This is a genomic window from Affinundibacterium baiyunense (genome assembly GCF_018139645.1).
GTDB lineage: Bacteria > Pseudomonadota > Gammaproteobacteria > Burkholderiales > Burkholderiaceae_D > Undibacterium > Undibacterium baiyunense.
The window spans coordinates 1-25,753 of record NZ_JAGSPM010000016.1; the positions used below are offsets into that span (position 1 = coordinate 1).

Here is a 25,753-nt window from a genome sequence, read left to right on the forward strand (position 1 = left end):
AATACATTCACTACTATAATCATGAGCGAATCAAACTAAAACTAAAAGGGCTGAGTCCTGTTCAATACAGAAATCAGCCCTCCTATGCATAACTAACAAACTGTCCAACTATTTGGGGTCACTTCATTCCTCAGGCTTTTTTTCTACTAAGGATGCTACCAACAATTATTTCTACGGATGATCGATTGAATCGATGCAATCCGCAAATCTTTATTGCGCGACCCAGCCACCATCCATATTCCAAGCAACACCACGAATCTGTGTTGCTGCATCACTGCAGAAAAATACTGCTAGTGCACCTAATTGTTCTGGTGTGACGAATTCACCCGATGGCTGTTTTTCAGAGAGTAGTGATTTCTTCGCTTCTTCATTGCTGATGTTGTCGCGCTCGGCACGCGCATCAACTTGTTTTTGAACCAGCGGTGTTAGCACAAAACCTGGGCAGATCGCATTGCAGGTGATTGCGCTATCTGCGGTTTCTAAGGCTGTGGTTTTGGTGAAACCGACTAAGCCATGTTTGGCTGCGACATAAGCCGATTTTTGCGCTGATGCGACCAAGCCGTGTACCGAGGCGACATTGATAATTCTGCCCCAATTTTTTGCACGCATAGAAGGCAAAGCGAGTCGCGTCGTATGAAAAGCTGAGCTTAAATTGATAGCGATGATGGCATCCCATTTTTCAACAGGAAAATCTTCAATTGCCGCCACATGTTGAATCCCCGCATTATTGACGAGAATGTCGACGCCACCAAATTCGTTTTGTGCTTGCGTCATCATCTCAGCGATTTGACTAGTTTGTGTCATGTCGGCGTTTGAATAAATTGTTTTGACTTGAAACTCATGTTCGATCGCAGCACGTAAAGCAGCAATTTCTTGCAAATCGCCAAAGCCATTCAAACAGATATTCGCACCTTCTGCGGCTAGTGAACGGGCAATTCCCAAACCGATTCCTGAAGTTGAACCAGTGACTAAGGCAGTTTTTCCGACGAGTGATCGAGATTGCATGCTGTTTCCTATAGAAAAATCAAAAATAGTGTGAGAAAAAAGAAGTTCAAAAGGATTTTATGCTAAACCCTCGGTAAAATGGCAGCTTACTTTCTTAATCCAACAAAGAATTTTTATATGACCGTTCGTCGTCAATTTGTGCAGTGTTTTTCTCCCGCAGGTCTTCACCGGATGTCGTATAAAGAATGGGGCGACCCGCAGAATCCCAAAGTGCTGATTTGCGTGCACGGTATCACGCGGGTTGGCGATGATTTTGATGCTTTAGCATCGGCTTTGATGGATGAATATCGGGTGATTTGTCCTGATGTTGTGGGACGCGGCTATTCAGATCGCTTGGCAAATCCTCAGCTATATCAAATACCGCAGTACGTCAGTGATATGGTGACTTTAATCGCTCGCTTAAATCCGCAAACCATAGATTGGTTTGGTACTTCAATGGGCGGTTTGATTGGTCTGATCTTGGCGTCGATGAAAGACAATCCTATTCGTAAATTGATATTGAACGATGTCGGTCCCAGTCTGCGATTCGATGGGTTGAAACGGATTGGCGAATTGATCGGACAAGACGTACGTTTTGATACGTTTGAACAAGGCGTGCAATTTATTCGCGAGGTGTCTAGTTCGTTCGGGCTGCACACAGATGCACAGTGGGAAAAACTCGCTCGTGATGTACTGCGCCAGAATGCAGAAGGTAAGTGGATACGACATTATGATTTGGGTTTGGCACTGCCTGTTCAAGCGACCACCTTGGAAGCCGCAGCGATCGGAGAAAAAATGCTTTGGGCTGCGTATGATGCCATTCGTTGTGAGACTTTATTAGTACGTGGTGCTGAATCGGATTTATTGAGCGTTGAGACTGCGCAGCAAATGCAAATTCGTGGGCCACGTGCGCAATTGATTGAGATTCCTGGTGTTGGTCATGCGCCTACTTTCATCAATGCGGATCAAATTGCGATTGCTAGAGATTTTTTGTTGAATTGAAATGACTTGAACTAAGTTTAGTTAAGTCAGATTAGGGAATGGGAGTTTGAGTGTGATGCAGCGTTTTCATGTGGGACCACGATTGTCCGAGTTTGCGATTTTTAATAAGACGGTCTATTTGGCGGGACAGGTTCCCGAGGACACGAGTCAGGATATCGTTGGGCAAACCAATAATGTTTTGGCGCAAATTGATCGGTTATTGGAAGAAGCCGGTAGTGATAAATCGCGAATTTTGATGTGTCAGATATTTATCACCGATATGGTAAATATGGCTGGTATGAATCAAGCATGGGATGCTTGGGTTGCACCAGGAAATGCGCCTCCACGCGCCACTGTGCAAGCAGCTTTGGCGAATCCAGATTGGTTGGTTGAAATTGTCGTGACTGCTGCGCAAAAGTAATGTGCATTTGAATGTAAAAATATATGGTCTCTCTATCTGCATCGCTTTCTGAGGCACAAATAGTCGAAGGATTGTCGGCTGCCGATGCCGCACGCGTTTCGCAAGCCTTGGAATTCGTTACGCCATTTTTTGAAGCTAGGAATATCGTTACAGAGCAAAATGCTTTGCAATTTGCAATCGGTGTGGCATCGACTTTGGCGATGTTGAAAACCGATGTGGATACGCGTATAGCTGGTTTGCTGTTCGAGTTGACGGAAATTAATCCTTTAGCGTCAGAAAAAATTGAAGCACAGTTTGGTAATGACATTGCTGAACTGGTAGCGGGAGTGCGCCGTTTGATGCGGCTGCGTGAAGCCACATTAACGCAGCATGATGTCGGACGAGGTAAAGACGAATCAGAGCGTACCGCGTCGCAAATGGAAGTGCTACGCAAAATGGTATTGGCGATGGCCAACGACATGCGCGTTGTGTTGGTACGTTTGGCTTCTCGCGTGACAACGCTACGTTATTTTGCCGAATGCAAGCGCGAGGATGGTGCTGCTCAGCAATACGCAAGTGAGACCATGGATTTATATGCGCCGTTGGCGAATCGTCTGGGTGTATGGCAATTGAAATGGGAGTTGGAGGATCTCTCGTTTCGCTTTTTAGAGCCGGATCAGTATAAGCGCATTGCCAAAATGCTAGAAGAGAAGCGCGTCGAGCGCGAAAGCTTCGTGGTATCAGCGATTGCCCGTTTGGAGCACGAATTAAAGACGGTTGGTGTGAAGGCGGAAGTGAGTGGCCGCCCTAAGCATATCTACAGCATCTGGAAAAAGATGAAAGGCAAGCGAGTCGATTTCGATGAGCTATATGACGTCCGCGCATTTCGTGTGATTGTTGATGATATTAAAGATTGCTATGCGGTCTTGGGGATTTTAAATAATTTGTGGACGCCGATTCCTCAAGAATTCGATGACTATATTTCGCGTCCTAAGCCAAATGGCTATAAATCATTACACACTGTGGTGGTGGTCGAAGATGGACGACCACTGGAGGTGCAAATACGTACTAAAGAAATGCACCAATTTTCAGAGTTCGGCGTAGCTGCCCATTGGCGTTACAAAGAAACGGGTGGTTCGAATTTTTCAGCGCAAGAATACGATGAAAAAATTGCTTGGTTAAGACAATTACTGGCATGGAAAAATGAAGTGTCCGATGTGGTGGTCGATCAAGAGCAATTGCAGCGTGAATGGGTCGAAAAAGTCAAAGCTGCAACGCTTGATGACCGCATATATGTGCTGACCCCGCAAGCGCGCGTAATTGAATTGCCTACCGGCGCGACCCCTGTTGATTTTGCTTATCAGCTGCATACGGATGTCGGCCATCGTTGTCGCGGTGCGCGTGTTGATGGTGTGATGGTGCCCTTGAACACGAAGTTGAAAAATGGTCAGACTGTTGAAATCATCACGCTCAAAATTGGTTCGATTCAAACTGGACCATCACGTGATTGGTTGACGCCGGAATATTCTGTCGGTACTCGCACGCGCAGTAAGATTCGTGCTTGGTTCAATGCGATTGATCAAGAGATTACGCTCTCCACCGGTCGCGGCATGATAGAAAAAACGCTGCAAAGAGAGGGTAAAACCTCGGTGAATTTAGAGGAGCTGGCTCGCAAGTTGAGCTTCGCAAGCCTCGATGATTTATTTTTGGCTGTGGGTAAGGAAGAATTCAGTCTGCGGCAGGTTGAGGCTGCGCTACGTGACGATCCCGTGGTGGAGGCTAGTCCTGAATTTATTATCTCGGGAAAAATTCGTTCATCAAGCGTCGCGCATGGAGCAAAATCAGGGGTTTTGGTTGTTGGTACGGACGGTTTGATGACGCAATTGGCGCGCTGCTGTAAGCCTGCACCGCCAGATGATATTGTGGGTTTTGTAACGCGTGGAAAAGGTGTTTCTATCCATCGATTAAGTTGCAAAAACTTTGCCGAGATGCGTAATAAGGCACCAGAGCGCGTGATACAAACTACCTGGGGAGATGGCGGTAAGGATACGGTCTATCCAGTGGATATCTTTGTGATGGCGCAAGATCGACAAGGCTTGTTGAGAGATATCTCCGAAGTGTTTTCGCGCGAGAAAATTAATGTGATCGGAGTTAACACGCAAAGCGCGAAAGGGCAGGCAAAAATGTCCTTCACTGCGGAGATCAATGGAACCAGCCAATTGCAGAAAGCATTGACGGTCATTCGTGAAGTCGGTGGTGTGCAAGAAGTACGTCGCGCTTGATTCGCCTGAGTAGTTAGGAGCCCAATTACATGCGTGCATAGCGGTGCGGAATTCTTATTTCGTAAGTATTATGGGTGTGAGTGTAAAAGTTTTTCTGTCCATTGGAACTTATTCGCAGTTTCTTGCTCTGAATAGTCGTTTTATTGATCTGATAAAAAAATATTATCGCTAGTTTGTGTAAGAAGCAGGGTGTATTGGTGTTTAGATTGATGCTTAGTAGACATGGCGAGATCTTCAAATTAAGGAGTGGGATGAAATGCAAAAGAAAATGAATCGGATGAAGTTGGCTTGTGTCGCGGCATTGGTGTCACAGTGTTTGATGGCTTCTAGTGTTAGTTTTGCGCAGGTAAAAGAGACCACTGTATCGAAGAAGGCACCTGCTATCTCAGCCGCAATGCAAGCAACAGTCGATCGTATTTCTGCTGATTCTATGCGCGGTCATTTGACATTTTTGGCTTCTGATTTGCTAGAAGGGCGTGATACACCTTCACGTGGTTTGGACTTGGCTGCCGAATACATCGCAGCACAATTTCGTGCGATTGGACTAGAAGCGGTTGGCAATGATGGCTACTTTCAAACTGCTGATTGGAATGTGTTGAAGAAAGAAATTCGTCGTCGTCCTGGTGCGCCAGTGCCTCCAGCAGAGGCAGAGCCTACAACACCGACGATAGTAAGAAATGTGATTGGCGTATTGCGCGGATCTGATCCAGTATTGCGCGATAGCTATGTATTAGTCACAGCGCATTACGATCACGTTGGTATCAAGGCAAATGAAGTTGGCGATAAGATTTTTAACGGTGCAAACGATGATGCAAGTGGCACGGTTTCGGTGATCGAATTGGCTAAAGTTTTTGCCAGCATGAAAGAGCGACCAAAACGCAGTATCGTTTTTATGACTTTCTTCGGTGAAGAAAAAGGCTTGGTCGGCTCACGCTATTATGGGAAAAATCCAGTCTTCCCTATCGAGAAAACGATTGCCGGGATTAACATCGAACAAGTTGGTCGTACTGATGATTCTGAAGGGCCGCAAGTGGCTTCTTTGGGTGTTACCGGATTTGATTTCTCTGATGTTGGCGCAATTATCAAACAAGCTGGCGATAAAACAGGGATCAATGTCTGGAAACATCCGGTAAATAGCGATAATTATTTCGGTGCAAGCGATAACAAGTCTTTAGCAGAGCAAGGGATTCCTGCGCATACGATTAGCGTTGCCTATGCTTTCCCCGATTACCATCGTCCAGGTGACGAAGCACATAAGATTGACTACGACAATATGGTAAAGGTGAATCGTGCTGTAGCGGTTGCGGTTGAGCAAATTGCGAATAGCCCAGCGATTCCTAAATGGGATGATAAAAATCCAAAGGCCGCGAAATACTTAGAGGCTTGGAAACAACGCAATCCTAACAAGTAAATTTAACTAGCAATAATTTGCGAGCATGATCGATAACGACCTGGGTAAGCGTTTGCTCAGGTCGTTTTTTTACTTTTTGGCTTCCGAAATTGAAAATTAACTAGTATCGCTAACCGCACTCATAACGCACTCATAAAAATGAAATCAATCAAGAAATCTACAATCGTTCTCATCACCTTAGTCAGCATCGTTGGATTAGCGCAGGCGAGTGATAAATCTCACGACTCTACTTGGCCACAAGCACGCTTTGAAATAAATAATTATCAAACGACCAGCTCGGTCGCTGATGTGGCGCAATTTATGTCGGCGCTACAAAAAAAAGATAAAGCTTTGAAACCCTATCAACCCAAAAATGCGCCACGAACGACGGAAACTGGGCAGCCATTGAATGCTTGGCGTTTGGCGGCGACCGGTAAAGATCCTTTGCGCGTTTACATCAACGCTGGTATTCATGCCGGCGAGGTGGAGGGTAAAGATGCGATGCAAATTATTTTGCGTGAATTAATCCAAGGAAAATATCCAGAAATTCGTCAATCGATAGAAATCGTTACCTTACCGACCTACAACGCCGATGGCGCTGATGCGCAAGATCCGCTAAACCGTCGCCATCAACCCAATCCAGCCGGCGGCGTTGGTCCGCGTGAAAATGTGTTTGGCATCGATTTAAATCGCGACATGATGAAGGCCGCTGCTGCAAACACGCGTTGGATGTTGGCGATGTATCAGGATTTTCAGCCTGCTGCGGTTTTTGATTTGCATACAACCAATGGTAGTTATCACGGCTTTCATATTACTTATGAACCAGCGTGGGCGACTGGAGGCGATGCACCATTACAAGGTTTGAATCGAAGAATGTTGACTGATGTAAGAGCGATGATGCTTAAACAGGGAATGCCAACCTACGACTATGGAAATTTTCGCTTCGATAAAGACAAAAAAATTGTTGGGTGGGAATCTGCATTTTCTTCGCCGAATTTAGTGAGTAATTATCCAACGCTGCAATATGCACTAGGTGTATTGGTGGAGTCGTATGTGTATCGTAGTTTTAAAGAGCGGATTGAAGATAATCGCTTATATGTGGTCGAGCTGTTGCGCTGGTTGGCGGCGAATAAAGAGCAAGTAAAGCGCGAACAAATGGCTGCGAAAACACGTTGGGCAGATCAATGGAAAATCAATGATGCGCGTTTGCCATTGCGCACCGAAATGACGCTTGCCGAGACGTATACTTTTGAAGTGGTTGATCCGATCAAAGATGCTAACGGCCAAATTATTGGAGAGAAGTCCCGCACGAAAATGGATTTACCCGCGTATGTCGCGTTCAAAGCCGTTGATGAAATTCGTGTGCCGCAAGGTTATCTAGTTGATCCTGCTTATGCCGAAAAGTTACGCCCGATTTTGGAAGCGCATGGTTTGAACGTGTTGCCAGGTTCGGCCCGTCCTAGGGGAGAGGCCTTGATGTATTTTCACGAAACGGAGCGCAATATTGCAAAAGATACTTTCCAAGGTGTTTTTACGGCGCAAATTAAGGGACAATGGAAAGAGCAAATGCCAGAAAAACGCGCGGGTTATGCTTGGTCCAATGAGACACTGGATAAAGCGATTTACGTGCCTTTGAATCAGCCTTTGGGTCGTTTAGGTTTTTACTTACTAGACCCGCGCAGCGCTGATGGACTTGTCTATTGGGGCTATTTGCATGCGTATTATGCACGTGGGAAAGGTATGTGGGGCGAGCCACCACGTCAACCAATTTTGGCAGTTGGTAGCGCGGCTGCGAATTATACAAGTGAGAGCGCTGCTGGAAAACCAGAGCGCGTGCAGGAGTAGCTTTATTGATGATCCAGCTTGATTAGCTTCTAACAAAATAAGCGCGTTTTTACGCTAATTTGCATAAGACAATTGACACTTTATTACGCAATAAAATGTGAAAAAAAGTGCCGTGAGAAGAAATGACCCTAAGGTTTCGGGTTATAATCGCGGCACTTGATCGGGAGAGAGCGTGGCTCAGAAAGCAAACAGAGCAAATCGCCGCCGAAGGGGCTAATACCCAACAAACTCTCAGGCAAAAGGACCGATCAGCGGGGTGGTGTGAAAACTCCCCTACTCTGGAGAGCGGTAGCAGCGCAAAATATTCACGCTGAACTACCCACCGAAGGTGCGACGAGAATTGTTCAGTGATGACTTCTCGTAATCTCTCAGGTACCAGGACAGAGGGGTAAAACGAAGCAACAGCGATGCGAATGAATTATTCGTATGCGGTTTCGTCCCTTTTTTATGTCCAATCTTGGTACTGAGGCACTCACATGACGCAAGCAACTCTTAAAGTAACTCCCTTGAACGCAGCACACCGTGCAGCCGGCGCGAAGATGGTTGATTTCGGCGGTTGGGATATGCCGGTGAACTACGGCTCCCAAATCGAAGAACATCACGCAGTCCGCACTGACGTTGGCATGTTCGACGTATCTCACATGTGCGTGGTTGATCTCAAAGGCGAGAATGTTCGCAGTTTCTTGCGCGGCCTGGTTGCTAACAATGTCGACAAATTACAAGTTTCTGGCAAAGCGCTGTATTCAGCGATGTTAAAGCCAGAAGGCACAGTGATCGACGATTTGATCATCTACTTCATGAATGAAACTTGGTTCCGTTTGGTCGTCAATGCAGGCACAGCGGAAAAAGACGTCGCATGGATGAACGCGCACAATGCAGCAACCAATGCAGGTATTACTATCACGCAGCGTCGCGATGGCGCAAATGCATATGGTTTGATCGCGGTGCAAGGTCCAAACGCACGTGCAAAAGCTTGGGAAGTTTTGCCAGAAACCAAAGCTGCCAGCGCAGAAATGAAACCATTTAATGCTGTGATCGTTGACAACACTTCCTTCGGTGAGGTGATGGTGGCGCGCACTGGTTATACAGGTGAAGACGGTTTTGAAATCGCAGTTTCCGCAGAACGCATCACTGATTTGTGGAATGCCTTGGCAGCCGCTGGAGTTAAGCCAGCAGGCTTGGGTGCACGTGATACTTTGCGTTTAGAAGCGGGTATGAATTTGTACGGCCAAGATATGGATGAAACAGTCAATCCATTAAACGCTGGTTTAGCATGGACGATTGATCTGGTCGCAGATCGTGATTTCGTCGGCAAAAAAGCTTTGCAAGAACAGGGTCAAACACAGCAATTCCTAGGTTTGATTTTGCGTGAAAAAGGCGGCATTTTGCGCGCTCATCAAAAAGTCGTTACTCCACATGGTGATGGCGAAATCACTAGCGGTACTTTCAGCCCAACTATGCAAGAAGCGATTGCATTGGCTCGTTTGCCGATGGGTGTAGCGATTGGTGACACAGTGCATGTACAGATTCGTGATAAACAATTAGCAGCAACAGTGGTGAAACTGCCGTTTGTGCGTAACGGTAAGGTTTTGGTGGCTTAATTATTTTTTGCCGCAGAGGCGCTGAGTACGCAGAGTTTTTTGAAGTATTTCTCTGCGATCTCTGCTCCTCTGCGGCAAAGGTTTTCGTTTTTTGCTTTTATAGATAATCAATTCAAATTTTTTGGAGAACAATATGACAATTCCAGCAGATCGTAAATACACAGAATCCCACGAATGGGTACGCGTTGAAGCAGACGGCACAGTTTCCGTTGGCATTACAGACTTCGCACAAGACGCACTGGGCGATATCGTTTTCGTGGACTTGCCAAAAGTCGGTGCAAGCTTGGCGGCTGGTAAAGATTGCTGCGTAATCGAATCTGTTAAAGCAGCTGGCGACGTATACGCACCAGTGGCTGGTGAAGTTGTTGCGGTAAATGACGCAGTTGTGGATGAACCTGCTTCTATCAACACCGGCGCATTTGACGCTTGGTTGTTCAAATTGAAGCCAGCAAATGCAGCAGATGTTGATGCGTTGATGTCTGCAGAAGCGTACGCAAAAAATATTGGTTGAGTTTTGAATACCCCTCTCCCGTAAGCGGGAGAGGGGCAGGGGTGAGGGCGGTGTTTATTTGTGGGTTGTCCATGAATGAGATGCTAGCGTTTGATTTTAGAACTTCCTCGTTATTCATTTATATTTATTAAACCTCCCTCACCCTAACCCTCTCCCGCTTGCGGGAGAGGGGATAAAGCCACAGTCCTAACGGACGGCTGCTCCCAATCGTTGAATTTTGTTTTACTACCCCAAAAATACCATGACACGTACTAGCCTTTCCCAACTTGAGGCACATGATGCCTTTATCGCCCGTCATATCGGCCCATCAGAAGCAGAACAAGCTGCTATGCTCAAAGTGTTGGGCTATGCGGATCGTACCGCTTTGATCGATGCGATTGTTCCAGCGAATATCCGTCGTAAAAATGTTTTGCCTTTGGCGCAATTCACAGAAGCAAAATCTGAAACCGAAGCTTTGGCAACATTGAAGGCATTGGCGAGCAAAAATAAAGTGCTCAAGTCTTTCATCGGCCAAGGCTATTACAACACGCACACGCCAGGCGTGATTTTGCGTAATATTTTTGAAAATCCAGCTTGGTACACGGCTTACACGCCATACCAACCAGAAATTTCTCAAGGTCGCTTAGAAGCGATTTTGAACTTCCAACAAGTCATCATGGACATGACAGGCATGGACATCGCGAATGCGTCTATGCTCGACGAAGGTACAGCCGCTGCCGAAGCGATGACCTTGATCCAACGTGTTGGTAAATCAAACTCTAACGTGTTCTATGTAGCGCATGACGTCTTGCCGCAGACACGTGAAATCATCGAAACACGTGCTAAACCTTTGGGCATAGAAGTGCGAACCTTGACAGGCAATGAAGCGATCGAAAACGAATGCTTCGGCGTACTCTTGCAATACCCAAGTGTCGACGGTGAAATCCGCGACTACCGCGAATTCACAGCTGCTGTCCATGCGAAAGGCGCGATGGTGATCGCTGCAGCTGATTTGTTGGCATTGACCTTAATCGAAGCGCCAGGTACTTGGGGTGCTGACGTTGTCGTCGGTAACAGCCAACGCTTTGGTGTGCCGCTCGGTTTCGGTGGTCCACACGCTGGTTACATGGGCACTAAAGACGCATTCAAACGTTCTATGCCAGGTCGCTTGGTCGGTGTGACTGTCGATGCGCAAGGTAAGCAAGCTTACCGTTTGGCGTTGCAAACACGCGAGCAACATATCCGCCGCGAAAAAGCGACTTCCAACATCTGTACAGCGCAAGTATTGTTAGCAGTGATTGCGTCGATGTACGCGGTCTATCACGGCCCAGCAGGTTTGAAACAAATCGCACAACGTACACACCGTTTGACTGGCACTTTGGCTGCTGGTTTGAAACAAATGGGCGTTGCGATCGCTAACAGCTCTTTCTTCGATACATTGACAATCAATGTTGCTGATGCCGCAGCGGTACATGCAGCAGCGCAAGCGGCAGGTTATAACTTGCGTCAGATCAGTGCGACACAAGTTGGCGTGTCTTTGGATGAGACCACAACACGTGCAGACGTTGAAGCTTTGTGGGCTATCCTCGGTCAAGGCAAAGCAGCTCCAGCATTTGACGCGACTGAAGCAAGTGTGGCCAATGCCTTCCCAGCAGCATTGGCACGTACAACAAGCTACTTGACGCATCCAACGTTTAACCGTTACCACGCAGAACATGAAATGCTGCGTTACCTGCGCAGCTTGGCGGATAAAGACTTGGCGCTCGATCGCACTATGATCCCGCTCGGTTCATGCACGATGAAGCTGAATGCAACGTCTGAAATGATTCCAGTGACATGGCCAGAGTTTTCGAACATTCACCCATTCGCACCAAACGATCAAACCATCGGCTATCGCGAAATGATTGATCAGTTAGAAGCGATGTTGTGTGCAGCGACAGGTTACGATGCAGTATCTCTGCAACCTAATGCGGGTTCACAAGGTGAGTACGCAGGTTTGTTAGTGATTCAGGCTTATCACCAATCTCGCGGTGAAGGTCATCGTAATATTTGCTTGATCCCATCTTCTGCACACGGTACTAACCCAGCTTCCGCATCGATGGTTGGCATGGAAGTGGTTGTGGTAGCTTGCGATGACAACGGAAACGTTGATTTGGCTGATTTGAAAGCGAAAGCTGAAAAACACAGTGCCAACTTGGCAGCAGCGATGGTAACTTACCCATCCACGCACGGTGTGTTTGAAGAAGGCATTCAAACTTTGTGCGAAATCGTTCATGCACACGGCGGTCAAGTGTATGTTGACGGCGCGAATATGAATGCGTTGGTCGGCGTAGCGGCTCCAGGTAAATTCGGTGGCGACGTTAGTCACTTGAACTTGCATAAAACTTTCTGTATTCCACACGGTGGTGGTGGACCAGGTGTTGGTCCAGTTGCAGTTGGCGCACACTTGGCAAAATTCTTGCCGAATCAACGCTCTAATGGTTATGTCCGTAGCGAATCTGGTATCTCTGCTGTGAGCGCGGCACCATTTGGTTCTGCCTCCATTTTGCCGATCTCATGGATGTATATCGCCATGATGGGTGCAGAGGGCTTGAAAGCCGCGACAGAAACAGCGATTTTGGCAGCGAACTACATCGCGAAGCGTTTGGCGCCACATTATCCCGTGCTGTACACAGGCCACGATGGCTTGGTTGCGCATGAATGTATTTTGGATTTGCGCCCATTGACCGATGCAACAGGCATCTCCAATGAAGACGTGGCCAAGCGTTTGATCGACTTCGGCTTCCACGCGCCAACCATGAGCTTCCCAGTACCAGGCACATTGATGATTGAGCCAACAGAAAGCGAATCACAAGCTGAGTTGGATCGTTTCATCGACGCGATGATCACGATTCGTGAAGAAATCGCTAAAGTAGCGAGTGGCGAATTCGATGCTAAAGACAATCCACTTAAAAATGCACCGCATACTGCAGAAGTATTGGTTGCTAATGAATGGAATCATGCCTATGGCCGCGAAGTGGCAGCTTATCCAGTCCCAGCTTTGCGTAAGCAAAAATACTGGGCACCAGTAGGTCGTGCTGATAACGTCTACGGTGATCGCAACTTGTTCTGCGCTTGTGTACCGATGAGCGATTACGAGTAAAAAAGGTAGTAGAAATTACGACTCGCTTATGTACTAAATACACATAAGAAGTTGGCAAAGAGGACATGTGAGGTTTGCATGTCCTTTTTTTATGGTGATTTAAGTTGTAAATGCCATGCCTTGGAAACCCTTGTTAAATAAGCTTTTCCAAGATTCCTATCTGCGTAGCTTGATATATTCTGGCTTAGCCCAGGATGTGATTTCAAGTTACTTTAAACAGTAAATAGGCTAATCAGAATTGCTGTGTGGAATAGATTCATTTTTTTACCACACCATGCAAAATTTAAATATATTTGTATGTTTTAAATTTACTTAAAATTTGGATTTATTCCGTTCTGCAGATATTTTCTCTGTTTTTGTGAATGGCAAGATAATTTCGCAATTTAAATAAAAATATATCGTTGATATTCTTTAAATATATTTATAAGATGGCTTTGTCTTTGGATCTTTGACTGATCTCTTCGGGAGGGGAGTTAGTCAGCGTGATTAGACTTGGGATTTATGTTAGACACATGAATCCTAAAAAAAGACAGACGGATGATTGCGTGCATGCGCAGCGCATACGTCAAAAGCTTGGTTTGATGATGTTGCTTGTGTAAACGTCAAACCACCCATAACTAAAATATATAGGAGTCAATGATGTCATATTTACGAGTATCCATTCTCGCTGCTGGTTTGCTTGCAGCGAGTAGTAGTTGTTTAAGTTCAGCAGCGATACAGGATCATGCGCACGATCATCAAAAGAGAAAGCAAGCACCAAGGCCAATGCAGCGCGCTGAGTTGCCGCCTAGTGTTGAACAAACGAAGTTCAATTTACCTATTAGTAAAAGTGACAAGCAAAAACTTTTCAACAAATCAAGCCGCCAGAGTAGATCGCTGATACAAGCAGATAGTGCCAGCATGGCAGTAGCCACGCCGGACTGTAAAGATATGAACAAGCTTGCAAGCTACAGCGGTGCAGCTTTGGCGGACTATCTAGTGAACTTGCCAGATTATGAGTGTACTTATGGCTTGTTTTCGTTAACGCCGGCACAAGCTGCAACGGTCTATTCCGCTTCGAATTTGAACACGATTGTAAATCGTTTTAGCCAAGAGGCGAGTGCGTATAACGCAAGCAATATTCGTTTGGTGAATTTAGCACTTTATTTGCGAGCAGGTTTTTACTTAGCAAGTGGAAGCGTTATCCCTAAGCCGGCAACTAGTGTGGTCACTAACTTGCGCACGCCGATTCAGCAACTGGTTAATGGCAGCGCGCTCTATCAATCAAATACTGCTGGTTCGACTACTGCTGGTGAAGTAATGAAGTTAATTACTAACTTGAACGATGAAGTTTTCTATTTGCCGAGTATGAAGACGGTGATTGAACGATTTACTAATACAGCGTCAAGCCCGAATGCAGCGAGTGCCTTATTGCAAGATTCTGCCGCAGGTGCCTTGACTGGTGCCTTGACTGTGTTTTTCTACGCACATTCACGTCCAGATGTGGGCACTGCGATGTTAAACCCTGTCTATTCGAGCACATTGAATAATTTTGTGGTCAACAATAAATCCGCGTTATTGAATTCTTCCGCAGCTTACCAATTAAAAGATACTGAGAATGAGGCATTTCGCTTTATGCAGTATCCGTCGCTGTTAGCAAACATTAAACCCATGGTCAAATATCAATTATCAACGTCTAGTATGACAGGCGTTGATAGCGATTTGTGGCTTAATGCGGCGGTGGCAGTTGATTATTACGATAGCGCCAATTGTGCTGAATATGGCACTTGCGGTTATAAGACTCAGCTGGCGAATGCGGTATTAAAAACCAGTTATACCTGTAGCCCAACCATTAAGATTCGTGCGCAGGATATGACAAGTGCACAACTACAAGACTCATGCAATATCTTAGCCGCTGAAGAAAATTATTTTCACAATATGTTGTTGACTAATCGTACGCCAGTAGCGAATGACAACAATAAGTCGCTGGAACTAGTTGTCTTTGATGATTACGCTAACTATAACAAGTATGCGGGTGCGATTTATGATATCGCAACCGACAATGGTGGCATGTATTTAGAAGGTGATCCAGCAGATATCAATAATCAAGCCCGATTTATCGCGCACGAGGCCTCATGGTTGCGTCCTACTTTTACCGTTTGGAATCTTGAACATGAGTATGTTCACTATCTTGATGGGCGATTCAATTTATATGGCGATTTTGGTGAAAGTATTGCTAAACCAACTGTGTGGTGGATAGAGGGACTGGGAGAATATCTTTCCTACAAAAATAACTACCAAGCAGCAATTGATGCGGCGAAACCGGGAACTTACAAGTTGAGCACCATATTAGGAAATACTTATTCAATGTCTGACTATGTCACGCGCGCGTATCGTTGGGGTTATATGGCAGTGCGTTTTATGAATGAAAGGCACCGCAGTGATATCGATGCCATACTACCGAAATTACGCAGTGGCGATTATGCGGGATACCAGAATCATATCAACGCAATTGGTACTCGATATGACGCAGAATTTGCATCTTGGGTGCAAACGGCTACTGTCAATGGTGAACCGCCGATGCCAACGCCACCAGTCGTTACTTTACCTGCCTGTTCATCAAATTCTCAATTGGGTAAAAATTGTTCCATTCGGAACTTGTCATCAAGTACGCAAGCATACGTTTACATCATGTTGCCGGCTGGGGCAAAAAACTTAAAATTATTTACCAATGGTGGGACTGGAGACGTCGATCTCTATGTAAAAAAAGCGGCTTACCCAAGCACCAGCTCCTATGATGCAGCGTCATTGAAGGCGGGAAATAATGAGAGCGTATTTTTTGCCACCCCGAGTTCAGGAACTTGGTATTACATTGTGTTGAAGGCGAAGCAAGCTTTCACTGGAGTGAATATAAATGCCAGTTACGACTAGGCTTCAGCATTTATTCATCGCTACGCTTCCCTAGTGCGTGATGATTTTGCCGGACGAGTTTGATCGCTTGTCCGGTTTTTTTATGATCGATGTGATATCAAACAAGAGAATATATTTACGGTTGGCAATAAAATCTGATGAAATTTTGTGCAAAGCTATTGCTCTATGGAAAAACTTTCTTTAGAATGTCGTCTGTTTCCATGTGGCAATCATTGTTTGATTTCTTGATCAAGTCTTCATGGGTTTCTCTCAATCTCTTTCCGGTGATCCGACTATGAAAAAAATCGTATTGGCAGTTGCTTTGTTCAGTTCCGTATTGGCAGTCAATGCTGCAGAAGTTCCTATGGTAGAAAAACAGACTTGTGAAAAAGCTGTTTATCCTAAGTCTTCTTTGATGAACGAAGAAACTGGTACGGTTATGTTGTCCGTTCTAGTTGGTGCAGATGGTAACGTGGTTGATTCCAAAGTTGATCAATCAAGCGGTTCAAAAGCACTTGATAAAGCTGCAGTTAAAATTTACGCTTCATGCAAATTTAAACCTGCGATCAAGGATGGCAAACCTCAGCAAGCTTGGGCAAAATTAGAGCACGTTTGGAGCTTGTCTTAATTCTTTGCTGTTTGAGTTAGAAAAAAACGCGTTCATGAAACGCGTTTTTTTTCGTCTTCTTCGTCTTTCGCGACCTTCTAGAAAGTGTCATGAAGCACTATAAATTTAAACAAAACTAATACGGAAGTTTCCAGCGTCGATATAAGAAACTAATCACAAATAAAGGACCAATTAAGAGGAAGCGTACATCTTCAAGAAATGACGGCTTTTTTCCTTCAATTTTGTGACCAATAAATTGAAAAATCCACGCAATGACAAAAGCGATAATCGCGACTTGTAAAATCATTTGCTGTGGTAGGTACCACAGAAACACTAACATCGCAGCAGCCATCAAACTCATACCTACCGCAAAACCGACAGACAGACTTAGGTAATACAGCAAAGCCGCCGCCGTTACCGCTAGTGCTATGCTTGGATGTATGCTCCAGACCAAAGCCAACACAGTCCACATGATCACAGGTACACAAATAAAGTGAATAACTTCATTGGTTGGATTGCGATGACTTTCTGCATATTGATTCAGCAGCAGCTCAACTTTTCTAGCAGAGGGAGGGATTTCTGTTGATTGTATGGTTTGCATTTTTTTTCTCCGTGAACAAATGCATTTAGGGTAAAACAAATTTGTTCTCGGCGATATTTCATTCACTTTGTTTCTATGGAAAACAACAGAGTGTGCACTCTAATTTTTATCGATTTTATGTCTATTTCTTGAAGTCTATTGATTGCAGAAAACATGATATCTGCTTGAAGATTGTCGATTTATGTATGCGTATACCAAATAGATTCATTCAACGTTGCGATTGTGAATAATGAAAATGCGACACACCAAGTCTATTTGGTATGCCGCATTTTTGGTATTTTTATTTAGCGATTTATGTTTGAGTCTTTCAGAGATTGTCTGGTGTGCCTTATCGCCACTGTGCTCTAGATTTGCTTACTCTCACTCAGCTTTTTTTGGGGGAGTTATTACCAACTACGCATTAAACCAACCGCGAGACCTTCAAGTGCGAAATCTGCTTCATTTTCGTTGACAAAAATTGTTGAGAAGTCGGGGTTTTCAGGATGTAATTCGATACCTGATGACGTCTTTACATAGCGTTTTACCGTAACGTCATCGCCAATGCGTGCAACGACGATTTGTCCATTGCGCGCGGTGTCGGTTTTCTTTACAGCGAGTAAATCGCCATCCATGATGCCAATGTCGCGCATTGATAAGCCACGAACACGCAATAAGAAATCAGGTTTTGCTGAGAACAGAGAAGGATCTACTTGATATGTTGATTCCACATGTTCTGTTGCTAAAATTGGAGATCCTGCGGCGACTCTACCGACCAGTGGTAAGCTCAATTGCATCAGCGCAGGATGAGGTAGTGCTAACTGTTGATTGGGCATCGCTCCGGCTAGTTCTGAGTCTCGCAAACGAATGCCGCGTGATGTGCCTGCAGCTATTTCAATCACACCTTTTCTGGCTAATGCTTGTAGATGCTCTTCCGCAGCGTTGGTTGATCGAAACCCTAATTCATTTGCAATTTCGGCACGGGTCGGTGGAAACCCTGTATTTTGAATGGCATCTTTAATTAGATTAAGAATTTGTTCTTGGCGAGCGGTGAGCTTGAGCATATGAATTCCAATTAGGCTGTATGTATAAGCAGACTGTATTTTTATACAGTGCGACTTTGAATGCAAGTGATTTTGCATTTTTTCTGCATATGCGGCGCTTAGTTGAGTGAGACCTCAGCAGAATTCGTGATTTTCAACACAAATGCGTGCCGAAAGCCACGATTTTTATGTGAGTTGCGAGGAGTAATATACTCCGGACTTGATTGTGGTGCAAAAGTGCGTTATCATCGTGGGCTGTCCTCTTCCTGCACTCGTCTTGACGCCGAGGCAGGCTATATTTTTTGTCCACAAGGAGAAATTATGCGTCATTATGAAATCGTATTTATCGTACATCCCGATCAAAGCGAGCAAGTGCCTGCGATGATCGAACGTTACAAAGCTACTGTAACAACACGTGGTGGCCAAGTTCACCGTGTTGAAGATTGGGGCCGTCGTCAATTGGCTTACATGATTCAAAAATTGGCTAAAGCTCACTATGTTTGCATGAACATTGAGTGCGACGCTGAAACTTTGCTCGAATTGGAAACAGCATTCAAATTTAATGATGCGGTTTTGCGTCACTTGACAGTGAAAATGAAAAAAGCAGAAACAGCTCCTTCTCCAATGATGAAGTCTGTGCAGAAAGAAGATTCTGCTAAGGCACAACGCGTAGAAGCGCCAGCAGCTTAATAATTTTGACTAAGAGCGTGTTAGGACTGTAGATATAAACTTGTGAATCAACTGAAAGTCGTTGCCACCGTAGTCGAGAAATCGATGTTGCGTTATACCCCAGCTGGGATTCCTATTGCAACAGCTACTTTGGTACATGCCTCTAAGCAAGAACAAGCAGGCGGCCAGCGCCAAGTTGAGTTTGAAATTCCAGCGATTGCAGCGGGTGAAATTTCAAAACGATTCTTGGAGATACAGTTAGGTGCAGCAATGGTATTTACAGGATTTTTAGCGCGTAAGAACCGCAACAGCAAAAGTATCGTTTTTCATGTGACTGAGTTTGAAGTCGTAAAAAACGAAACAAATTTACTAGATTAGGAGCCAAAAATGGCATTCGGTAAAAAATTTGATAAAAGCAAATTGAAACAAAAGCGTCAGCAACAAAATCCTTTGTTCAAGCGTAAAAAATTCTGCCGCTTCTCAGCAGGTCATGTAGCTGCTGTTGACTACAAAGACATCGATACATTGAAAGATTTCATCCAAGAAAACGGCAAAATTATGCCTGCACGTTTGACTGGTACTAAAGCTTTGTATCAACGTCAAGTTGACACAGCAGTGAAGCGCGCACGCTATTTAGCGTTGTTGCCATACACTGATTTGCACACAGCGTAATTCATCGAATAACGCAGACAGAAATTAGGAGAAAAAAATGCAAGTTATTTTGATGGATAAAGTCGTTAATCTCGGCAACTTGGGTGATGTAGTTCGTGTTAAAGATGGTTACGCTCGTAACTTCTTGATCCCACAACGTATCGCTCGTCGTGCAACTGCAGCAGCGATCGCTGAATTTGAAGCGAAACGCGCTGAGTTGGAAAAAGCAGCAGCTGCGAAGTTGGCTGAAGCACAAGCACAAGGCGAGAAATTGAACGGTTTGACAGTTCAAATTTCTCAAAAAGCAGGTGTTGATGGTCGTTTGTTCGGTTCTGTAACAAACTTCGACATCGCTGAAGCGTTGACAAAACAAGGTTTCGCAGTTGAAAAAGCGCAAGTGCGTTTGCCAACTGGTCCTTTGAAAGCAACTGGCGACCATTCTGTTTCTGTGGCATTGCACACAGACGTAGTAGTGGACGTAATCGTTGCAGTTTTGGGCGAGCAAGCGTAATTCGTTCTCTTTGAGAGCAAAAAAGAAGCCGGGTTTTCCCGGCTTTTTTTATGGGTAGATTGGCTTTATTAAAAGAGCTTGTGTATCTAGTATCGGTTCGAAAGAATCACTATTTTGAATGCGATGAATGCCACACTTCTTCTATTTTTGCGTTCGAATAAAAAGGTATAATGCGCACCATGAAACAAGCACCTGATCCTCAGCTAGACTCACTCCGTGTTCCACCTCATTCCATCGAAGCAGAGCAATCTGTCTTGGGTGGCTTGCTGCTGGATAATGCCGCTTGGGATAGGATCGCGGACTTTATCGGTGAAGAGGATTTCTATCGATTCGACCATCGTTTAATTTTTCAAGCGATTGTCAAACTGATTAACTCTTCGCGGCCAGCTGACGTTATTACCGTATTTGATTTTCTCAATGCAGCAGGAAAAGCTGATGATGCAGGCGGATTAACTTACCTGAATGCCTTAGCGCAAAACACGCCATCTGCGGCAAATATTCGTCGTTATGCCGAGATTGTTCGAGATCGCGGTGTGTTGCGTAAGTTGATTACAGCCGCCGATGAAATTGCCGGACAAGCTTTGAATCCGCAAGGTAAAGAAGTCAAGCAAATGCTGGATGAAGCGGAAGCGAAGATTTTTGCGATTGCTGAAGAGGGCGCGCGTGGCGCTCAAGGCTTTCAAGCGATTCAACCTTTGCTCACGCAAGTTGTTGAACGTATTGATGAATTATATAACCGTGATCACACCAGTGATATTACGGGGGTACCGACCGGATTTGTCGATCTGGATCGTATGACTTCTGGTTTGCAGCCAGGGGATTTAATTATTGTTGCAGGTCGTCCATCGATGGGTAAGACTGCATTTTCGATCAATATTGGTGAGAATGTAGCGATTGATAGTGGCTTGCCTGTCGCCGTGTTTTCCATGGAGATGGGCGGCGCTCAGTTAGCAATGCGTATGTTGGGTTCGGTTGGTAAGTTGGATCAGCATCGATTACGTACCGGACGATTAATTGATGAAGACTGGCCACGTCTGACTTATGCCATTCAAAAAATGAATGAAGCGCAGTTTTACATCGATGAGACGCCAGCATTAAGTTCAATTGAGTTGCGCGCTCGTTCGCGTCGTTTGTCGCGCCAGTGTGGCAAGTTAGGTTTAATTATTATCGATTACTTGCAGTTGATGGCAGGTAATTCAGGTGGCGAGAATCGTGCGACCGAGATTTCAGAAATTTCTCGAAGTATGAAAGGTTTGGCGAAAGAACTGGGTTGTCCAGTCATTGCTTTGTCGCAGCTAAACCGCTCATTGGAACAACGCCCCAATAAGCGTCCTGTTATGTCAGATTTGCGCGAATCAGGTGCGATTGAGCAAGATGCTGACGTTATTTTGTTTATTTATCGCGATCAGGTTTATAACCCCGATTCGCCAGATAAAGGCACCGCTGAGATCATTATTGGTAAGCAACGTAATGGCCCGATTGGCAGCGTCCGTTTAAGCTTCTTGGGGGAATATACCAAGTTCGATAATTACATTGGTTCCTTATCGATTTATGGTGATAATGAGTAATTTGTTTTTAGTTTTTATGTAGTAATTGGCAGTAACCACTAAGTCAGATGATCTCGGTAATCGGTAAAGCGGTATATCGAGACTTAATATAAAAATTTTCTATTTTCAGGGAAATAACATGTTCGGACGATTAATGCCCACAGAGGGTAAATTTTTTGATCTCTTCAATCAACACGCAGATTTATGTGTGAAAGGTTCGAAAGAGATGGTCGCGTTGATGACCAATTTTGACGATTTGGAAATTCGTGTACATGCGATTGAAGGTATTGAGAAGCAAGCTGACACCGTTACCTACACGGCAATTGAATTGTTGCACAAAACCTTTATTACGCCGATCGATCGCGATGATATTCACAAATTGATCACCAAGATGGATGACATTTTGGATTTGTTGGAAGATGCGGCGCAGACAATTTCTCTTTACGATATTCGTGAAATTACACCAGAAGCACAACGTTTAGCAGAGCTATGCTTGGCATGTTCACTAAAAGTGAAAGATGCCGTTGGTCTATTGCATAACATGGATAACTCACGTCAAATTTTGACAATTTGCGAAGAAATTGATCGTTTGGAATCTGATGCAGATCACGTGATGCGTGCTGCGATGTCGAAGTTGTTCCGTGATGAACCAGATGTACGTAACTTGATTAAGCTGAAGGCGATCTACGAGATTTTAGAAACCGTCACGGATCGTTGCGAAGATGTGGCGAACATCATTGAAGGCATTATTGTTGAAAACGCATAAATACTTGCCCTTTAATCTGTTTGTCTTTTGCATTGTCTAATCGATGATGCGTAAAAAGAAAGTTCACATCTATGGAAACTTTAAATCCGACTTTGACGGTCATCATTATATTGGTGATCCTCGCATTGCTTTTTGATTTTATGAATGGTTTTCACGACGCCGCAAATGCGATTGCGACCGTCGTGTCTACTGGTGTATTAAAACCTGGTCAAGCTGTGGCAATGGCAGCGCTATTCAACGTGTTAGCTTTTTTTGTGTTCAGTTTATCCGTCGCTAAAACGATAGGTAAGGGGACAATCGAGCCATCGGTGATTGATCACTATGTCATTTTTGGCGCTCTGATTGGTGCTTTGTTTTGGAACCTTGTCACTTGGTATTTTGGTATTCCATCCTCTTCTTCCCACGCTTTGATTGGTGGTTTGATTGGTGCTGCGGTCGCAAAAGGTGGTACAGACACTTTGATCGCGAGTGGTTTGTACAAAATCATCTCATTCATCGTATTGTCACCGCTTTTGGGATTTGTACTTGGATCACTAATGATGCTCATTGTATCGTGGCTTTTTGTGAAATCAACGCCAAATAAGGTTGATAAGTGGTTCCGTCGATTGCAATTGGTTTCTGCTTCCGTATTTAGCCTTGGTCATGGTGGTAATGATGCGCAGAAGACTATGGCGATTATTTGGATGCTGTTAATTGCGACAGGTTATTCTAATGCGTCTGATGCAGCGCCTCCGGCATGGGTTGTTTACTCCTGCTATGCAGCGATTGGTTTCGGCACTTTGTTTGGTGGTTGGCGTATCGTCAAAACGATGGGGCAGAAAATTACCAAGTTAAAGCCAGTTGGTGGTTTTTGTGCAGAAACTGGTGGTGCAGCAACCTTAATTTTTGCAACGATTTTTGGTATCCCTGTATCGACAACGCACACCATTACTGGCGCGATTGTTGGGGTTGGTTCGGCGCAAAAAATGTCCGCAGTTCGATGGGGTGTTGCGGGTAACATTGTTTGGGCTTGGATTTTGACTATTCCAGCTTCTGCTTTTGTGGCAGCGATTGCCTGGTGGGTGGGTACAAAAATTTTGTAATCTGTCCGCTTGAAAAAAATCCCAGACATGTCTGGGATTTTTTTTGTCTTTGAATTGACGTTAATATCTTTGATTTTGAGACTGACTACATTTGTTTAAACAAATGGACGAAACTACGACTCACTTCGAGTTTTTCTGTCAACCCTTTTATTTGTACTAAGTGTCTGCCACGCATATCTCTAACCACACCAGAAATCGCTTTTGAGTTGACTAAGGTTGACCGATGAATTTGCCAAAATAAATGTGGATCAAGTTCTTCCGCTAAATCGCGCACTGGTTTGCGGATTAAGGCCTCATAAGTTGCGGTTTGAACGCGCGTGTATTTTTCGTCTGATTGAAAAAATAGAATATCTTCAACTGGAATCAGTCGTAATTCTTGGCCAATAGAGGCTTGTATCCATTGTAGATAATTCGGCTTGGGTGCAATGCCTAGCTGTTTCGCAAGTTGCGCCAGCATATTGCTCATATCATTTGGTTCTGCCGCTGTATTTAAACGTACTTTTAGGCGTTCTACTGTTTTACTCAAGCGATCGGTATCTGCAGGCTTTAAGACATAATCAACCGCACCTTGTTCAAACGCTTCAACTGCATATTGATCATAAGCGGTAATGAAAACGATGTGTGCTTTTGTGCCGATTTCTTTTGCTGCTTCCAGGCCTGTTTTTGCAGGCATGCGAATATCTAAAAAAGCGAGATCGGGCTTGTGGGCCTCGACTAACTGGATGGCTTCCTCGCCATTTTTTGCCTCATCTAGAATTTCTAGTTCGGGCCATACTTGTTGCAAGCGCAGACGCAATTGGTCGCGCATCAATCTCTCATCATCAGCAATAATCGCAGTAGGCATGTTTTTCTCTTTCTTCGTCTATCTTATCAATGGTTATTTCGCAATTTCGTAAGGAAGCTCTATGGTAACGCAGACGCCATTAGGCTTGTTAGGAGAAATAATCATTTGTGCTTTATCTTTATAAATTAATTTAAGTCGCTCGCGAATATTTTGTAAGCCTAAGCCAGTACCGTTACTCGGTACCGCGCCGAAACCTAAACCATCATCGGTCACGCTAACGCGCAATTTATCTTGAATTAATTCTGCGCGGAATTGCAGAGTACCGCCTTCAGCTTTGACTTCTAAACCATGCTTGATAGCGTTCTCGACGAGGGACTGCAACATCATTGGTGGGAAACTCGCTTTTCTCAATTCTTCAGGCATGATGAAGTCGATATTCAGGCGCTCTTCCATGCGCATTTTTAGTAATTCTAAGTAGGATTTGACCATGTCGGCTTCGCGACCTAGATTTGTTTTTGCCGCGTTTTCGCGCATTTGTGGCAATACGGCTCTTAAATACGCGATCAAGCTACGTTGCATTTTTGCGGCACGTGGCGGATCGGTTTCAATTAAGAACTCGACGGAAGCGAGCGTGTTAAATAAGAAATGCGGCTCAACTTGTGCTTGCATCATTTGCATCTGCGCTTCACTTACTTGACGTAGCAGGGATTCACGTTCAGCGGTAGCGTTTGCTTCTTTGGCCTTTTCTTCTGCGCGGACTTTGCCACCTAGTAAAGCCTTCATGCCGAACAAGCCAAATACAAGTAGCAGCACGAAATTTTGAAACCAGCGTGATGATTTTGTTTTCTCTTCATCGGTCGCTTCGGCAGCGGCATCTGCTGCCGCGCGTTCCATTTCTGCGCGAATTTCTCTAGCTAATTCTTTCGGTAACTTGATGTGGACATCATCTTTGCCAAACGTAATTCCAGGTAATTCTGAGTTTTGCTTGGCCTCCGGTAAATCACTAACCGCTGATTCAATTTTAGACGCTACTTTTTCTTGGTTTTCATCAATGATTTGCCAACCAGAGCCATCAATTTCCACACGTTTGTCGCTACCAATCTTCTCTGGTGCTTTGATTCGAATACCCGTGTTGTCAATCTCAATTTTTTTGTCATCTATGGTGACGCTATTGCTTGATGCGGCATTCTTTGAAGCTGTTTTCTTTTGTACTTTTTTAACTTGTTTAGGTTCGTCGGGGGAGAAAAAAGTATTTTGAATAATATCTGCGGAAGCAAGCAATAACACTGCGAAGAGAAAAAACTTCCACCAAGAGAGTTTGCTTACCCAGGTCGCTGTTTTGTCGAAGGCAAAATTTAGCCAAGTCAAGGTATTACGTGTGACTAGTTTGATGGTTTCTATTGTTTTGGGATCCATTTTGGCTAACGGTGATTGATTGAAATGGGCGCTATACGCATTCACTAGAACCGATGTGGCGGTATTTATATTTGTACTTTATCGGAATGCTTAAGC

At 44.7% G+C, this 25,753-nt stretch carries 23 protein-coding genes and 2 riboswitches; of the genes, 18 read left to right on the forward strand and 5 right to left on the reverse strand.

Annotation, left to right across the window (positions count from 1 at the left end; all coding sequences use genetic code 11):
• A partial coding sequence (locus KDM92_RS17480; protein ID WP_212683795.1) for an IS3 family transposase occupies positions 1-92 on the forward strand: 92 nt, incomplete at its 5' end.
• A gap of 118 nt (positions 93-210) precedes the next feature.
• On the opposite strand, the gene KDM92_RS17485 is transcribed toward KDM92_RS17480, so the two are convergent.
• Complete coding sequence (locus KDM92_RS17485; protein WP_212685666.1) at positions 211-1,005, reverse strand: 3-hydroxybutyrate dehydrogenase; 795 nt, start codon at positions 1,003-1,005, stop codon at positions 211-213.
• Between the two features lie 117 nt (positions 1,006-1,122).
• On the opposite strand from KDM92_RS17485, the gene KDM92_RS17490 reads away from it, so the two are divergent.
• The 10 genes from KDM92_RS17490 (at position 1,123) to KDM92_RS17535 (ending at position 16,632) form a co-directional block, all read left to right on the forward strand.
• Positions 1,123-1,986, forward strand: coding sequence for an alpha/beta fold hydrolase (locus tag KDM92_RS17490; protein WP_212685667.1), 864 nt, complete (start codon positions 1,123-1,125; stop codon positions 1,984-1,986).
• A 55-nt stretch (positions 1,987-2,041) separates the two neighbouring features.
• Complete coding sequence (locus tag KDM92_RS17495) at positions 2,042-2,386, forward strand: RidA family protein (protein ID WP_212685668.1); 345 nt, start codon at positions 2,042-2,044, stop codon at positions 2,384-2,386.
• 23 nt (positions 2,387-2,409) lie between these two features.
• Positions 2,410-4,647, forward strand: coding sequence for a RelA/SpoT family protein (locus KDM92_RS17500; protein WP_212685669.1), 2,238 nt, complete (start codon positions 2,410-2,412; stop codon positions 4,645-4,647).
• Positions 4,648-4,903: 256 nt separating this feature from the next.
• Positions 4,904-6,058 (forward strand): M28 family peptidase, encoded by a 1,155-nt coding sequence (locus tag KDM92_RS17505; RefSeq protein WP_230408414.1) that lies wholly within the window; start codon positions 4,904-4,906, stop codon positions 6,056-6,058.
• A 138-nt stretch (positions 6,059-6,196) separates the two neighbouring features.
• Entirely contained in the window at positions 6,197-7,882 is a 1,686-nt protein-coding gene (locus tag KDM92_RS17510) for a M14 family zinc carboxypeptidase (protein WP_212685670.1), read from the forward strand.
• Positions 7,883-8,033: 151 nt separating this feature from the next.
• Positions 8,034-8,139: riboswitch (glycine riboswitch) on the forward strand.
• Between the two features lie 11 nt (positions 8,140-8,150).
• A riboswitch (glycine riboswitch) is annotated at positions 8,151-8,276 on the forward strand.
• 82 nt (positions 8,277-8,358) lie between these two features.
• Positions 8,359-9,483, forward strand: a complete 1,125-nt coding sequence (gcvT, locus tag KDM92_RS17515; RefSeq protein WP_212685671.1) for a glycine cleavage system aminomethyltransferase GcvT — start codon at positions 8,359-8,361, stop codon at positions 9,481-9,483.
• A 133-nt stretch (positions 9,484-9,616) separates the two neighbouring features.
• Positions 9,617-9,994, forward strand: a complete 378-nt coding sequence (gene gcvH / locus KDM92_RS17520; protein ID WP_189346712.1) for a glycine cleavage system protein GcvH — start codon at positions 9,617-9,619, stop codon at positions 9,992-9,994.
• Between the two features lie 241 nt (positions 9,995-10,235).
• A complete protein-coding gene (gene gcvP, locus KDM92_RS17525; RefSeq protein WP_212685672.1) occupies positions 10,236-13,115 on the forward strand; it encodes an aminomethyl-transferring glycine dehydrogenase in 2,880 nt (959 codons plus the stop codon).
• Positions 13,116-13,754: 639 nt separating this feature from the next.
• Complete coding sequence (locus tag KDM92_RS17530; protein ID WP_212685673.1) at positions 13,755-16,025, forward strand: M9 family metallopeptidase; 2,271 nt, start codon at positions 13,755-13,757, stop codon at positions 16,023-16,025.
• Positions 16,026-16,299: 274 nt separating this feature from the next.
• Positions 16,300-16,632 carry an energy transducer TonB gene (locus tag KDM92_RS17535; protein WP_212685674.1) on the forward strand — a complete coding sequence of 111 codons (333 nt, stop codon included), beginning with the start codon at positions 16,300-16,302 and terminating at the stop codon, positions 16,630-16,632.
• A gap of 115 nt (positions 16,633-16,747) precedes the next feature.
• Here the strand turns inward: KDM92_RS17535 and KDM92_RS17540 are convergent, their stop codons facing one another.
• Positions 16,748-17,212 (reverse strand): Mpo1 family 2-hydroxy fatty acid dioxygenase, encoded by a 465-nt coding sequence (locus tag KDM92_RS17540; protein WP_212685675.1) that lies wholly within the window; start codon positions 17,210-17,212, stop codon positions 16,748-16,750.
• A 386-nt stretch (positions 17,213-17,598) separates the two neighbouring features.
• A complete protein-coding gene (gene lexA, locus KDM92_RS17545; RefSeq protein WP_212685676.1) occupies positions 17,599-18,252 on the reverse strand; it encodes a transcriptional repressor LexA in 654 nt (217 codons plus the stop codon).
• Positions 18,253-18,552: 300 nt separating this feature from the next.
• Between lexA and rpsF the strand changes: the two genes are divergently transcribed.
• The 7 genes from rpsF to KDM92_RS17580 all read left to right on the forward strand — a co-directional run bounded on the left by rpsF (position 18,553) and on the right by KDM92_RS17580 (position 23,457).
• On the forward strand, positions 18,553-18,921 hold the full coding sequence (gene rpsF, locus KDM92_RS17550) for a 30S ribosomal protein S6 (protein WP_186917837.1): 369 nt from the start codon (positions 18,553-18,555) through the stop codon (positions 18,919-18,921).
• Positions 18,922-18,963: 42 nt separating this feature from the next.
• A complete protein-coding gene (gene priB / locus KDM92_RS17555; RefSeq protein ID WP_212685677.1) occupies positions 18,964-19,278 on the forward strand; it encodes a primosomal replication protein N in 315 nt (104 codons plus the stop codon).
• A 9-nt stretch (positions 19,279-19,287) separates the two neighbouring features.
• Positions 19,288-19,572, forward strand: coding sequence for a 30S ribosomal protein S18 (rpsR, locus tag KDM92_RS17560; RefSeq protein WP_186889822.1), 285 nt, complete (start codon positions 19,288-19,290; stop codon positions 19,570-19,572).
• Between the two features lie 37 nt (positions 19,573-19,609).
• Positions 19,610-20,062: a 50S ribosomal protein L9 gene (gene rplI, locus KDM92_RS17565; RefSeq protein WP_189346723.1), complete on the forward strand. Its 453-nt coding sequence runs from the start codon at positions 19,610-19,612 to the stop codon at positions 20,060-20,062.
• Positions 20,063-20,241: 179 nt separating this feature from the next.
• Complete coding sequence (locus tag KDM92_RS17570) at positions 20,242-21,630, forward strand: replicative DNA helicase (protein ID WP_373295247.1); 1,389 nt, start codon at positions 20,242-20,244, stop codon at positions 21,628-21,630.
• A 118-nt stretch (positions 21,631-21,748) separates the two neighbouring features.
• Positions 21,749-22,375 (forward strand): DUF47 domain-containing protein, encoded by a 627-nt coding sequence (locus tag KDM92_RS17575; protein ID WP_189346725.1) that lies wholly within the window; start codon positions 21,749-21,751, stop codon positions 22,373-22,375.
• 71 nt (positions 22,376-22,446) lie between these two features.
• Complete coding sequence (locus KDM92_RS17580; protein ID WP_189346726.1) at positions 22,447-23,457, forward strand: inorganic phosphate transporter; 1,011 nt, start codon at positions 22,447-22,449, stop codon at positions 23,455-23,457.
• Between the two features lie 85 nt (positions 23,458-23,542).
• Here the strand turns inward: KDM92_RS17580 and KDM92_RS17585 are convergent, their stop codons facing one another.
• Together KDM92_RS17585 and KDM92_RS17590 are read right to left on the reverse strand one after the other, a co-directional pair.
• Positions 23,543-24,301, reverse strand: a complete 759-nt coding sequence (locus KDM92_RS17585) for a LytR/AlgR family response regulator transcription factor (protein ID WP_212685679.1) — start codon at positions 24,299-24,301, stop codon at positions 23,543-23,545.
• Between the two features lie 33 nt (positions 24,302-24,334).
• A complete protein-coding gene (locus KDM92_RS17590) occupies positions 24,335-25,657 on the reverse strand; it encodes a sensor histidine kinase (RefSeq protein WP_212685680.1) in 1,323 nt (440 codons plus the stop codon).
• Between the last annotated feature and the right edge of the window lie 96 nt (positions 25,658-25,753).